This window comes from Methylotuvimicrobium alcaliphilum 20Z (assembly GCF_000968535.2).
Lineage (GTDB): Bacteria > Pseudomonadota > Gammaproteobacteria > Methylococcales > Methylomonadaceae > Methylotuvimicrobium > Methylotuvimicrobium alcaliphilum.
The window spans coordinates 4123215-4136585 of record NC_016112.1 but is presented as its reverse complement, the minus strand read 5'-3'; the positions used below and the strand labels follow the sequence as shown (position 1 = coordinate 4136585).

Sequence of the window (13371 nt, the reverse complement as noted above, 5' to 3'; positions counted from 1 at the left end):
GCATTAAAGTATGAACCAATCGTCCATTATTGAGCAAATTCAACTTTTCCTCGAAGAAGATATCGGTACCGGCGATATTACCGCGCAAATCATTCCCGAACACAAAAACGCTCGGGCTGAAGTTATCACCCGTGAAGCCATGGTCTTATGCGGACACGCCTGTTTCGACGCCGTGTTCCGGCTCCTAGACGAAAATGTACATATCGAATGGCTAGTCACCGAGGGTGATAAGATTTCAAAGGATACTGTGCTATGTCGGTTACAGGGTAATGCTCGCGCCTTGTTGACCGGCGAACGAAGTGCGTTAAATATTCTACAAACAATGTCCGCAACCGCGACGCAAGCGAGAGAATACGCCGATGCGGTAGCCGGAACGGAGTGCCGTATCCTCGATACGCGTAAAACCTTACCCGGTTTGAGAAAACTTCAAAAATACGCAGTGGCTTGCGGCGGTTGCGTTAATCATCGAATCGGCCTGTTCGACGGGATCTTGATCAAAGAAAATCATATCATTGCGGCGGGTTCGATTGCAGCAGCAGTGCAAATGGCGCGCGAAATATCCGAATTACCGGTCGAAATCGAAGTGGAGAATCTGCAGGAGTTTGAACAGGCGCTTGCTGCCGCGCCGGACCGGATCATGCTTGATAATTTCAGGCTTCACGATTTGAAGGCCGCGGTTAAGCTAAACGGCGGCCGGGTCGAGCTGGAAGCGTCCGGTAATATCGATCTGAAAAGCGTTAAAAAAATTGCCGAAACCGGCGTCGATTTTATTTCAGTAGGGGCTTTGACCAAAAATGTTAAAGCGATCGACCTTTCGATGCGTATCAACCTGGTGAATTGACATGAGCGAAAAAATAGCGGATTTATGCCGGCTAATCAGTCACGGCGTTTATGTGGTCGGCGTGCGCGACCGCGAAAAAACCAATGCCTTTACCGCAGCGTGGCTCATGCAGGTGTCTTTCGATCCGGTCATGTTGGCGCTTAGCATCAATCCTGAGCACAATTCTTATCGGCTGCTCGAATCGGGCCGATGCTGTACAGTCAATGTCCTAGGTCGAGATCAAATGGCTATCGCGGAACATTTCGGCCGTTCCGTACCCGATAAAATGACGGGATATGCCTGGCAACAGGCGAAAACCGGCGCACCGGTATTACCCGAAAGCCTCGCCTATTTTGATTGCGAGCTCAGTCATTTCACCGATGCCGGCGATCATCGCATCGCTGTGTTGAGGGTCGTCGACGCGGCGATGCTTAGAAACGGTCCTTCGATGCTCTATAGTCAGACCGGCGATATGGATGGCAGCAGCGAGCTATACCAGGAATAGCAAGAATAAGCCTTCCGCTGTTGTTTGATAGACCCCACATGGCTGATGTACGCGATGATCAGCTGTTTCATCCTTCGATGCCGCTCGGGATTCTCTCCATTCCTTGGTCTAGCTAAATTTCATTAGCAAAAGCTACGGGTCGATTTGCTGCCAGAAGCAGATCTCTCTTATTCGATTTTCTGTACTCTGAAACATCAGTTCGTAAGTATTCATACGTATAGTTTTCAGATGATGATTCATAGATACTAACCCCCCGATAAAACAGAATAATCCTATATCTTAAGAGAGGGCTCACCATGATGAATCGTACCTTTAATCTTAAGGTCTCATCTTCACAATCCCATAGAGAAATCAGCCGTAACATCGCTTTCCATGAAGCGGGCCATGCTGCAGCCATACATTTGGGCAACCAACAGAAAGGACTGCCGCCGGTTTTTTTTCAGATATGTGTCAAACCGTTAAATACCGACTTTCAGTCGTCCGAGTGTTTGGGAGATCGATCGGCTCGCTATATGGCTAAAGTAGAAGGCGGCCGCTTGATTCATACGATAGCAACCTCGTTTCACGAAACGACAAAATACTTTTCTAATGCACAAAAGCTTGCTTATCAGTGTGCTTTCGAAGCCGATATCATCAATTTACTCGTTGGACCGCTGGCCGAAGCCAGATATATCGCATTGTGCGACAATGAGCTCATTAACCCTCGGTTAGTGAATATCGAGGCGCTGCAATATTATGGCGGATCATCCGATTTAGAGCTCGTCAACGAGTATCTTGATTGCTTTATTGTGACTCGGGAGCTAAGAGAGAAAAAACTCAAGGCGCTCTTCATGGACGCATTCAGTTTTATCAATGATAGGTCAAATTGGCTCGCAATCACTGCGCTGGCCGACTTTGTTTTATCGACCGATAGAAATGTCCTTCAATTTGAAGAAATTGGATCAATACTTGACCAGGGCAAGATACTGACAAAGAACTAACTAAAAAGGCGCTATCGACAACTAGTCTAGGTTCATTGTTTTCAATAAATTCGAGGGGGTTAGCTGTTTTATGAAAAAGATGCCCCATAGCACTATCGATGACAGCCATCTGCCTCAGCAAACTGAACTACAACTCAGTAAAATGTCGGCGGCAATCGCCCAAAAAGCGACAGGTTCCCAAAATCTACAACGCCAACTAAAAGTCCGCCGGGGCGAACTGGACAAGTTGCGCATTGCCCCGACCCAGCTTGATTCCTCGTTAGAACTTTATACCAAGCTCGACGATTTTATACCCGTTGCCTATTTCATGCTGGCCTCCGATAGCAGCATTGTCGATGCCAATCAGGCTGCAGAGTGGCTGCTTGGCATACCGCGGTCGACTTTATGCCTACAACATTTTGCAAAGCTAGTCGCTGAAGAGTCTCAATCTACATTCAATGCTTTTCTGGAGAAAACATTTTCAATCAGGCATCATCAAAGCTGCGAGGTGGCGTTAAAAATAGCCGGGCGATTGATTTGGATAGAAATTAAGGCCATTGCCGATCCTTTACTTCAAACCTGTCGTGCCTCGGTTTCGGACATTACCGAACGCAAGCAAACCGAGCGTCGATTACAAGTCGCCACAATGGCCTATCAGGCGATAGACGAAGCTATTTTGATTACCGACGCCAGTTACCGTATCGTTGCCGTCAATCCCGCTTTCACAAAACTTACCGGCTACACCGAAGAGGAAGTCGTCGGTCAATTCGCACATTTTTATAAATCCGAGTGCCATGACAGTCGTTTCTATTTGAATATCTGGAAGGCCTTGCGGAAAACCGGACATTGGCAGGGCGAGATTTGGAAGCGTCGCAAGAATGGTGAAATTTATCTTGAATGGTTGAGAATCAATACCAATTACGACAGCAACGGTAAGGTACTGCAGCGTGTCGCGATTAGCACCGACATTACCGACCGCAAGCGCGCGGAAGAAACGATGTGGAAACGAGCAAACTTCGATCAGCTAACCTGCTTACCCAACCGGTATTTGTTTTATGACCGCATGCAATTGGCAATCAAACAAGCCTACAGGGAAGGTCGGACGATGGCTTTGATGTTGCTTGATCTCGACCGGTTCAAGGAAATCAATGATACCTTGGGGCACGACATGGGTGACAGTCTGTTGTTGGAGATTGCGCGGCGGTTGAACCATTGTGTGCGCGAGACCGACACGGTGGCGCGCTTGGGCGGCGATGAGTTCGCCATTATTCTGAATGAAATGGAGGATCGTGTCAGCATTGAACGCATTGCTCAAGGTATATTGCAACAACTGGCTGAGCCGCTTTTGTTGAATGGCAAAAAGGTCAATATTTCCGCTAGTATCGGTATCACATTTTATCCGGAGGATGCCTCCGAAATTGAAACATTGATGAAGAATGCCGATCAAGCCATGTATGACGCCAAAGAGGCGGGCCGTAACCGGTTCAGTTATTTCACTCATACCATACAGGAGACTGTTCGATCCCAAGCCATTTTAGATAACGATTTGCGAGATGCGCTTGCCGATAATCAGTTGCAGTTGCACTATCAGCCCATTATCGAATTGGCAAGCGGAGTAATTTATAAGGCGGAGGCGCTGATCCGCTGGCGACATCCGCAGCAGGGATGGCTTAATCCGACGGATTTTATTGCGGTTGCCGAGAAAACAGGATTAATCGTTGAAATTAGCGATTGGGTATTTAAAGAAGCGGCACGACAAGTGAAGCTCTGGCGAAGATATTTTGATAAACGTTTTCAGATCAGCATCAACGGCTCTCCAATGTTATTCCATTACGGCAGCGAACATCAAAATAGTTGGTTCGAGCATTTGCAACAAAATGGACTTACGGTTGACAGTATTGGAGTCGAAATAGGCGAAGGTCTTCTATTGGACACTTCACATGCTATTTCAAGCACTTTGTCTTCGTTCTGTGAAATTGGCATGCCGATCAGTATCGACGATTTTGGCACCGGTTGCTCATCATTGTCCTGCTTGCAAAAATTTCATATTGCATATCTAAAAATAGATCGGTCGTTTGTCAGCCAGTTGCTGAATCAATCGAATAAAATAATGCTTTGTGAAGCGATGATTGCTATGGCGCACAAACTCAAGATAAAGGTGATCGCGGAAGGGGTGGAAACCCATGAACAGCGAGAGCAACTCGAAAAAATGGGCTGTGATTTTGCTCAAGGTTACCTACTTTCAAAACCCCTATCCGCCGAAGCCTTTGATACGTTGCTACAGAAACGCGAATGAACGGTCGACTGAAAAACAGTTTTGAGTCTTTTCTGAAATCATCACTACTTTTACCCTACCCGGACAAGCCGGAACCGAAAAGGACTGCCCAAAAATGCATAAGTTTCTGTTTGTATTGAAAATAGGGGGGGCCTGTCAGAAAATGTTAAGACTTGGTCGATAAGTAGCTAATCAGTGTTTTAAAAAACCAGATATTGACGCAATTCGAGCGATCGTTGAGATCTCTTTGCTTGTAAAGAATGAGAGCTTATTGGCAGTAGATGAGAGAAAGAATATCAATTTGTTAGGCAAACACAATTTATGTAGCTCGACCCAAAATTGACACTCGTCAATAAACATTAAATATCAGAGCCGATGACCGACGCGCGATGTAAAATCCAAAAAACTTTCTTTAATTTAGGCGATCAACCTGCCGTGTTGCGATACGGACTGGCGGTACTGGTCGTCGTCGCCACGACATTCGCGACCATTTATTTTCCAGTGATAGGTGATCGCGCTGCATTTTTGTTATTTGCTTTCGGGATTAATCTGGTCTCTTTCTGGTTAGGGAAGAACCCCGGCTTTCTTGCGGCGGCATTATCCTTGATCGCAGTCAATGCACTGATATTGTTTCCGGCCGAGACCGAATTCGACGACCTATTGATATTAAACGCAGCCTTTTGCTTTGTCTCAGTGGTTATGGTCGCGACAACCAGCTTTCATAGGCGAATCACCCGTGCGTTATGGGAAAGTCGACAGGATTTGGATCGTGCGCAAACGGTAGGGCAAATCGGTAGTTGGCGGCTGGATATCAAGCGTGACGAATTAATTTGGTCCGACGAGAATCACCGTATTTTCGGTATTCCGATAGGCACGCCGAAGACCTATCAGACTTTTCTAGCCATCGTGCATCCGGAAGACCGGGACTATGTCGACCGGATGTGGCGAGAGGGTCTGCGCGGCGAGCCCTACGATATCGAGCACCGTTTATTGGTAGATGGCACGGTGAAATGGGTTCGAGAAAAGGCTTGGCTGGAATACGATAAAAAGGGCAACTTGCTGGGCGGGTTCGGGACCACGCAAGATATTACCGATCACAAACGCAACGAATTGGAGCTGCTGGATAGTCGGCAGCGCTATGCTGACATAGTCGAGTCGGCTAGCGATGCGATTATTACTGTCGACGTCGATCAACGTATTTTGCTATTCAACTCAGCAGCGGAAAAAATGTTCGGTTGCAGTACGGATGAAGCCATCGGCGGGACTATCGAGCGTTTTATTCCCGAGCGGTTCCGCGCAGCACATGGTAAAAATATACGTGGATTCGATAAGGCAGGACTTGCTCATCGAATAAAAAATGAACTCGCGTCTATTAGGGGCATACGAGCCGATGGTGAGGAGTTCCCGATCGAGGCATCCATTTCCAAGGGCGAGATTAATGGTCGGAAAACATTTACCGCAATCATACGCGACGTGACGGAACGCATGAGTGCGGAATTGACCATGAAGGAGCAGATAAGATTACAGGACCAATTAACCAAGATTGCCGCAACGGTGCCAGGGGTCATTTGTTCGTTCCGATTACGCCCTGATGGCTCGGCAAGCATGCCTTATGCCAGTCCGCTGTTCGAATCGTTATATGGGATCAGCCCCGATGTTGTAGCCGAGGATTTTAGCCCTGTTTTCGCTCGCACCCACCCCGACGATCTCGATCATATTCATCAAACCATTGCCGAGTCCGCGCGCACCTTGCAAGCTTGGCGAGACGCGTTCCGCTACAATCATCCGACCAAAGGCGAGATTTGGATCGAAGGTCATTCGATGCCGCAATGCGAAATGGACGGTAGTATGCTGTGGCATGGTTATATTCAAGACATTACCAACCGTAAATTGGCCGAATTGACATTACGCGACCGGGAAAACGAAATACGTTTGATCATGGACGCGACGCCCGCGCTGATCTCTTATTTGGATACCGAGTTTAAGTATTTGCGAGTCAATGCGACCTATGAAAAATGGTTCGGTATCACAGCGGATCGGATCCTTGGTCGAAAAGCACCGGAAATCATCGGTCAAGAAGCCTGGCGTACCGTTAAACCCTATTTCGAACGCGCCCTTGCAGGGGAGCAGGTAAATTTTGATCAACAAATACCCTACGGGCATGGAGAGCCTCGCTGGGTCCAGGCCACTTATATTCCTAATACGGATACGACCGGAAAGATCAAGGGTGTCGTCGTGCATGTCGTCGATGTCACGGATAGAAAGCTGACCGAGAAAAAAATTGATTTACTAAACCGGAGCTTGGAGCGCAGAGTAGAAGAGATGCAAGTCATTTTCAATACTGCACCGATCGGACTGTGCATTGCCGATGGCTCGGACGTTTACGATATTCGCGGTAATCCGGCGCTTGAGGTGATGCTCGGCATACCGATGAGGGTCGGTCTTTCCAACCGTAGTGAAGTTATGAACGCCATTCGTGTCATGCAAAACGGGCTCGAGCTGGCAAATGAGGATTTACCGATGCGGCGCGCCGTTCGCGGAGAAGTAGTCAAAAACCAAGTCATCGATATTATTCGGCCCGACAGCCAACAGATAACAATACTCGGCAATGCTTCGCCCTTATTTAACGAACAAGGCGAGCCGCGTGGTGCCGTGGGGGCTTTTCTAGATATCACGGCGCTCAAACAGGCCGAGCAAGAGCTGCGCAACTCCGAAGCTCGACTCGCCCTGGTCGTCGAAGAAGTCAATGCCGGATATTGGGACTGGGATTTGATTACCCGTCAGTTATTTTTATCGCCCGAATTAAAACGGCAAATCGGCCTTGACGATAGCGAATCACTTAACCGGAGCGAGGATTGGGAAAGCCGCTTGCATTCGGACGATCGCGCATATGTCATGGCGACGATAGAAAACTTCATTGCCGATCACAAGCCGAATTTTGAATTGGAGTTTCGTTTGCGCCACAAAGACGGGTCTTACCGTTGGATTCATTCACGCGGTGTTTTGTTGAGCGATCAAAATAATCGAGCCTACCGTATCCTGGGCATCAATTTAGACATTACCGACTACATGAAGCAAAAGAAGCTCAACGAGCGGCGCGACAAAATGGAACAGTCGTCCCGCTTATATGTTGCGGTCCAGACGGCCGCTGCGTTTGCCCACGAATTGAACCAGCCGCTGGCAGCCATCTCCTCCTATTCCGATGTGGCGCTGCATTTGTGTCAAACGGATAAGCCCGATCCGCAAAAGCTCTGTCAGGTAATGGAAAAATGTTCGCAACAAGCGCTGCGCGCCGGCGAAGTGATACGGCAATTAGTGAGTCTATTGCAAAAAGGGGAAACCGTTAGCGAACCGGTGGATATTAATGCCTCGATCCATGAAGTGTTCGATTTAATGAAAACCGATGGGCTCTCTGATGAATTTAAAATTGAGCTGGATCTTGCCGTTGACTTGCCTCTGGTTAAGGCCAATGCTCTGCAGATACAGAAGGTATTGATCAATCTGCTACGTAATGGCCTGGAGTCTATGTTGGAACAGAGAGAAAAAGCCGTAGCGATCATCGTGACAACGCATCGCTATGAGGCGGATCCAGGCATGATACTGGTGACAGTGCGCGATAGCGGAATAGGTGTCGAGAATCCTGCAGCGCTTAGAAATATCTTTCAACCTTTTCATAGCACTAAACCGGCCGGCTTAGGAATGGGTCTTGCGATAAGCCGTTCTTTGATTGCGGCTCACGGCGGGAAAATGTGGGCCGAGCCAAATGCGGGCAACGGCCTTAGCATCCATTTTACCTTGCCATGCGCGATATAAGCACTCAAACCTTCTACGTTTTCATCGTCGATGACGATGATGCGGTGCGTGACGGCCTCGGTGAAGTCATGGAAGTCGCCGGCTTTAATTATCAAACTTTCGAGAGTGCCGAGCATTTTCTGCAAGATTATTGTCCGGGCAAGAGAGGATGCTTGGTTCTCGATCTCAACATGCCGGATATGACCGGCGACGAGTTGCAAACCGAATTGTTCCGTCGGGATATTCATTTGCCTATCATTTTCCTGACCGGTTATGGAGACATACCCACGACCGTTCGCGTGATCAAAGCCGGAGCGGTTGATTTTCTGACGAAGCCCGTTTCCAGTAAGTTATTGATCGAACGGATTCGGGGGGTCCTAGAGCAAGAAGCCCGGAGGTACGAAGACTCGCTACTGGCAGAGCAAGCGCTCTGTAGGCGTTTAAACGGTCTCACGACCCGAGAGTCGGAGGTAATGTCGCTGGTGGTGGCGGGCCATGCCAATAAGGAAATCGCAAGGCAACTGGGTATCAGCCACCGTACCGTCGAGGTGCACCGTGCTCGAGTCATGGAAAAAACGGGTGCAACCAGCCTTCTGGAATTGGCCCGTTTGTGTGAAACTTGTCGACTGCCGCCGGAGGCATCTTCTTCTGAATCGGAATAAATTGATATCGGTATAAGTTTTAACCGAGCCCTCCTTATCAACAATCTGTTCGATATTGATAAAAGGGACGTTCCTGCTCATTCCTAAGATGTGTAACTGTTTATGTTCGCGTTAACCTATACCCATCGCACTTCAAATTTCGGCATTGACGCATGGAGGTGCCGGGGTGCTAGGTCGATTTTGCTCCTGCAAAATCGACATTCACGCCATCCATGGCGCTCGCAAAGGCTTTGCCAGCATGGAGCTGGCATAGAGCCTACACGGACGTATTTACCCAGCACCTAAATTCCATAACCCATTTGCCTTGGTTAATTGTCTTGGATAATTCATCCAGCACCTAAATAAGCCATGATTTTGAATCTTTGCCAAAGACCTATAGAATTTAGGTGCTGGATTTAGGTGCTGGGTTTACGGTGTCCTTTGACGGGCACCCCGAGGCCGAATTTTCATCTACGATGAGTATAAACAAATAACAAGCCCAGCTTTAACATTTTGTGGTCTTTAGGTCATGATGGGCGCTTAACTTGTTAAGGCTGGGCAAGTCATTGAACTAACTTATTATTCTTCATGATGAAATGCTTTTTCCAGGTTTATCTTTCCAATATCTCGGGAGATGGCTGAAAGTCTTTGTTGTTGTGTTGAGGGCAAGCATAAAATCTGTATTTTTTGCCGTCGATCGTTCTTTCTATGACTTTTAAACCCGTTGAGCGTCGGCAGCGTTTACCTCTAGAGGTCGTAGCATGGCATTGCTCGCCGTTAACGGTAAGGTCGATAATTTTATCGCTTGGCGCTGTTTTAACTTCAGGTTCTTTTTTGACCGACGCGGACGGTTTGCTTGCTTTCTTTTCGGCGGGTTTGTCAGGCTGGGCTTGCTTGCTAACAGGCACTGTCTCTGGCTGTTTTGCTTGGGTCTCGACGGGTTTCGCTACAGCTTTCGTTTCTTTTGCAGCAGGTTTAGCCGGTGCCGCTACCGTTTTAGCAGATGTATTTTCTATCCGACTCGACAAATAGCGTTCGACTCGAGTCGGTGCGACTTCTTTCGGTGTGTTGTTTACGGGTGTTTGGTTTAGGGGTGCTACTGTTTTGCCTTCCAGTCTGGCGAGATAACGTTCGACGCCACTCATATTAGCCAAAGCAGCAGCTTCCGCCTCGGCTTTTTCTCGCGCTTCTTGTTCCAGCTTTGCTACATATCTTGCGACACCGGATAATTGTGCCGTTTTGGGTTCGCCTGTGTCAGATTGCGTTTCCTGAGCGGCTTGCGGTTGTTCTTGTTGTTTCTGTTTCGCCATGTATTTAGCAACCCCGGTTAATTCTGAAGTCGCTTGTTCCTGTTGTGCTGTATTATTAGCCCTTGCCGGTTCCGCATTAGCGGCCGAAGGTTTGATCTCCTCTTGTATATACACGGAAGGATCATAACGTTCTTTAGCTTCGGGCAATTTAAGCCCTGCTAGGTTAAGTAGTTGATCCAAAAAATTCATTGCCATCTCGAGAACCTCTGTTTTTATTTTAGTTGTTATAGCAAAAGACCAATATATTTATAGTTTTTCGCTCCGGAAACTTATGATTGCCGGTTGCTAAGGATAACCTAGTCGCTTTGGGTGAGCAATTAGGACTTGGTAGTGTTTTTATATTTATACATCCGAAATCAGCGATGCTTGTCTATATTGAGTATCCAAATTGGTAATGGATAGTTAAACTCTCACCTTATTAACAAGATGCTTCAGCTTGCCGAAGCAAGTGTCCGAGCAGGGGCCAGTCGTAGTCGCAAAAACTAAAATATGCTGTTACCCAAGCTCCAGCTTGGGAAAGAGCGTGATGTGGGTTGGCCGTTTTTAGCTTGACGCGCATGGCTTACGAACCCGTCCTGCTAGGGATATGCTGATCTTTGGGCTTTAGCTGAAGAAACTTGCTAATCAGGAACTCCCACGCTCCCATTCCGCTTTAGACCTCAAGGATATTTCGATATTTTCGGTTTGGTAGAGAGGCACATGATTCAATCAAGTCGAATCTTGAAGCGAGATTAGCCAAGGGGTGCGGGAGGGAGGGTCGACATGGAAGGCCAATGCTTCCGGTTTGTGTAATAGGCCTTGTTCGCCTGACGCATTGGGATTGAGTTGCCGTTTATCGATAAAATCGATCATTCGCCGGCAGTTGTAAATGACTAATACTCGGTGATCGTGAAGTCTATTGTGAATTAAGTAAGCGACATTTTGCTCGTTGTACTCGGGATTTCGATCGATCATTCGCCTGAGGGTTGTTTTGTCGTTGTGTGCTAAATTTCTTAGTAACGAATCGTCATTGGTTTTACTCAGCGAGATGAGGGATTTAGCGAGCGAACCCGAGAGTTGATGGGTTTTGAGTAACTTGACTTCGCGGTCGGGTAAATTGAAGCTTTCGGCGATCAAGTAATGCATGCCCGGTTCGCTGTCGTTAGCAAATAGAGAAATTTTATCCAGAGCCGGGTCTTCTAAAGCATCGAGAAACGATTCAGGGGAGCGAATGTGTTTATAAACCGTAATGACCCAGGGTAAGGCTCTGCCGGTTTTTTCGAAGCGTTGTTTGACGCTATCGATCACGGTGGAACGGATCAGTTCATGCTCGCGATTGCCGGGCTTGACGATAAAGGCATCGACAGCGGTGATTTGCGTATAAAAACCCGCTTGTTTGAATTCATGGATAATGCTTGAATAGCGAGGCGAATAAGGGATTCCGGTGCCGTCGTAGAGTATGTTGATCCGCTCGAGTTTGGCGCGATGGGCTACCGCGTCGCGCAATCGGTTGGCGAATGGTTCCACGTATACGTAATCGTCGCTATGGTGGTTGGCAGCGGTCAGTACTTTATAAAGATCGCTTTGCTTTCTGAATTCATCGAGCGAGGCAATTACGAAATTGTCCCCGCAATGATTTGTCGCGATTTCCTCGACGACGCTTTTTCCGGAACCTGCCCCGCCCATCGACATAAATAGCCGGGGTTCTTCGACCGGCGTTTTTCCGAAGAAAATATCGTCTTCGGCGTGTTTGAGAATGCGCACGATTTTGGCGAGCCTGACATACGCAATTTCAACGCTTCGCTGTAAACGTTCGTCTCCGTTCGCGGCAATCAGTAATTGTTGTTTTAGGCTGTCGTTGTCGGCTAAGTTAAAAATGCTTGCCTGATTGCCCGCGCACTGCTTGACCAATTCCAACAATTCGGCATGACTGGGCGAGCGCAAGCCGGTCAACATATTGACGTCAAGACAAAATAGCGGCGCCTCTCCTTGTTTGCCGACGGTTATGCCGTCGATTTCGGTTTTTTCCGTTGTACGCAAGGCTTCGGTGCCGGGCAGGTAGCCGACAATGTTATCCGGTGAGCATAAGGGATAATCGGCAATGTGTTTGCCGGCGGTAAATAGCTCTTCTTGTATGCTGTCCAACGGTACCAATCCGCCGTTGACCGATACCAGGCATTGGGTGCCGTTTTCGGTGACATAGGATAAGAAAGGGATTCCCGAGACGAAGGTTTTATTTTCGGGCCAAATTCCGTAGCCGTTGGCTTGGTTGATTAATGACTGGTTGCGTAGCGAGTCGAGAGCATGGCGGAAGGCACGCGTTAGCGCTTCAATATCGCTTGACGTATCGTGCAGTGCGATGGCGTCATGTTGATCGATACGGCGAAAATCGATGCCGTGTTCATAAACGGCTTTGAAGGCCGGCAATCTTCCCAAGATGGTCATGAAAAAATCGAGCGTGATGCGATTACCGTAATCAAAGGGTCTAACGATGCGCATTTTTAAGTAAAAATCGGCCAATCTTTCATCGATGTTGTCGGCGTTGATGACAAAGCCGTTATTGTCGAAAATAGCCGTATCTCTATTAGCTTCTTCATCTAGTACCAAACGCCCGATGGTTTTACGAAATTTCAGGCGCTTATCGGCATCGGTCATCGTACCGGGGCGGTGCCGAATCGTGGCTTGGTCTTTCCAGTCTTGAAACAGTTCTCGATGAATTCTTGAGAACAGAGTGGTTAGATAAGTGACCCGTTTGGTTTGGTCATGCGAGATAGTCCCTTCCGCTTCTCGTTTTAAATCGGCAAGTAGAACGGTACCCCTGGCTGTTGCTAATGCAGTGCGTAATTTTTTGAGGCGGTGATAACCGGAAAGCCGGACTTTGGTGTCATTCATCGTATACCTTTCGTTGGTCAAGTGTCGGTCCGGAAAAGGCTGGTCACAGTCTTTTTAAGACGACATCCATTAGGGCATTTACAAGCTCAGGATTTTACAAGAACAAGAAAGGCATGGCCGACTTATTTCCAGCAATTCCCAATTTGAGAATAAAAAAGGGTGCGGAGTGTGCTTGGCGAGGATGTCGGCGGCAGGGAG

At 47.9% G+C, this 13371-nt stretch carries 8 protein-coding genes; 6 read left to right on the top strand and 2 right to left on the bottom strand.

Annotation, left to right across the window (positions count from 1 at the left end; translation table 11 throughout):
- Positions 1-10: 10 nt before the first annotated feature.
- The 6 genes from nadC to MEALZ_RS17520 all read left to right on the top strand — a co-directional run bounded on the left by nadC (position 11) and on the right by MEALZ_RS17520 (position 9013).
- Positions 11-841 carry a carboxylating nicotinate-nucleotide diphosphorylase gene (nadC, locus tag MEALZ_RS17545; protein ID WP_014149993.1) on the top strand — a complete coding sequence of 277 codons (831 nt, stop codon included), beginning with the start codon at positions 11-13 and terminating at the stop codon, positions 839-841.
- A 1-nt stretch (position 842) separates the two neighbouring features.
- Complete coding sequence (locus MEALZ_RS17540) at positions 843-1325, top strand: flavin reductase family protein (protein ID WP_014149992.1); 483 nt, start codon at positions 843-845, stop codon at positions 1323-1325.
- Between the two features lie 296 nt (positions 1326-1621).
- Positions 1622-2305 carry a hypothetical protein gene (locus MEALZ_RS17535; protein WP_014149991.1) on the top strand — a complete coding sequence of 228 codons (684 nt, stop codon included), beginning with the start codon at positions 1622-1624 and terminating at the stop codon, positions 2303-2305.
- A 70-nt stretch (positions 2306-2375) separates the two neighbouring features.
- Complete coding sequence (locus tag MEALZ_RS17530; RefSeq protein ID WP_014149990.1) at positions 2376-4580, top strand: putative bifunctional diguanylate cyclase/phosphodiesterase; 2205 nt, start codon at positions 2376-2378, stop codon at positions 4578-4580.
- A gap of 354 nt (positions 4581-4934) precedes the next feature.
- The gene (locus MEALZ_RS20825; RefSeq protein WP_014149989.1) at positions 4935-8372 is read left to right on the top strand and encodes a PAS domain S-box protein; all 3438 of its coding nucleotides are present in this window, start codon (positions 4935-4937) and stop codon (positions 8370-8372) included.
- A complete protein-coding gene (locus MEALZ_RS17520) occupies positions 8360-9013 on the top strand; it encodes a response regulator transcription factor (protein ID WP_014149988.1) in 654 nt (217 codons plus the stop codon). Before MEALZ_RS20825 ends, MEALZ_RS17520 begins: the two co-directional genes overlap by 13 nt.
- A gap of 590 nt (positions 9014-9603) precedes the next feature.
- Here MEALZ_RS17520 and MEALZ_RS17515 read toward each other — a convergent pair.
- Both MEALZ_RS17515 and MEALZ_RS17510 read right to left on the bottom strand, forming a co-directional pair.
- A complete protein-coding gene (locus tag MEALZ_RS17515; protein ID WP_014149987.1) occupies positions 9604-10497 on the bottom strand; it encodes a hypothetical protein in 894 nt (297 codons plus the stop codon).
- Positions 10498-11010: 513 nt separating this feature from the next.
- Positions 11011-13173 carry a zeta toxin family protein gene (locus MEALZ_RS17510; protein WP_014149986.1) on the bottom strand — a complete coding sequence of 721 codons (2163 nt, stop codon included), beginning with the start codon at positions 13171-13173 and terminating at the stop codon, positions 11011-11013.
- Between the last annotated feature and the right edge of the window lie 198 nt (positions 13174-13371).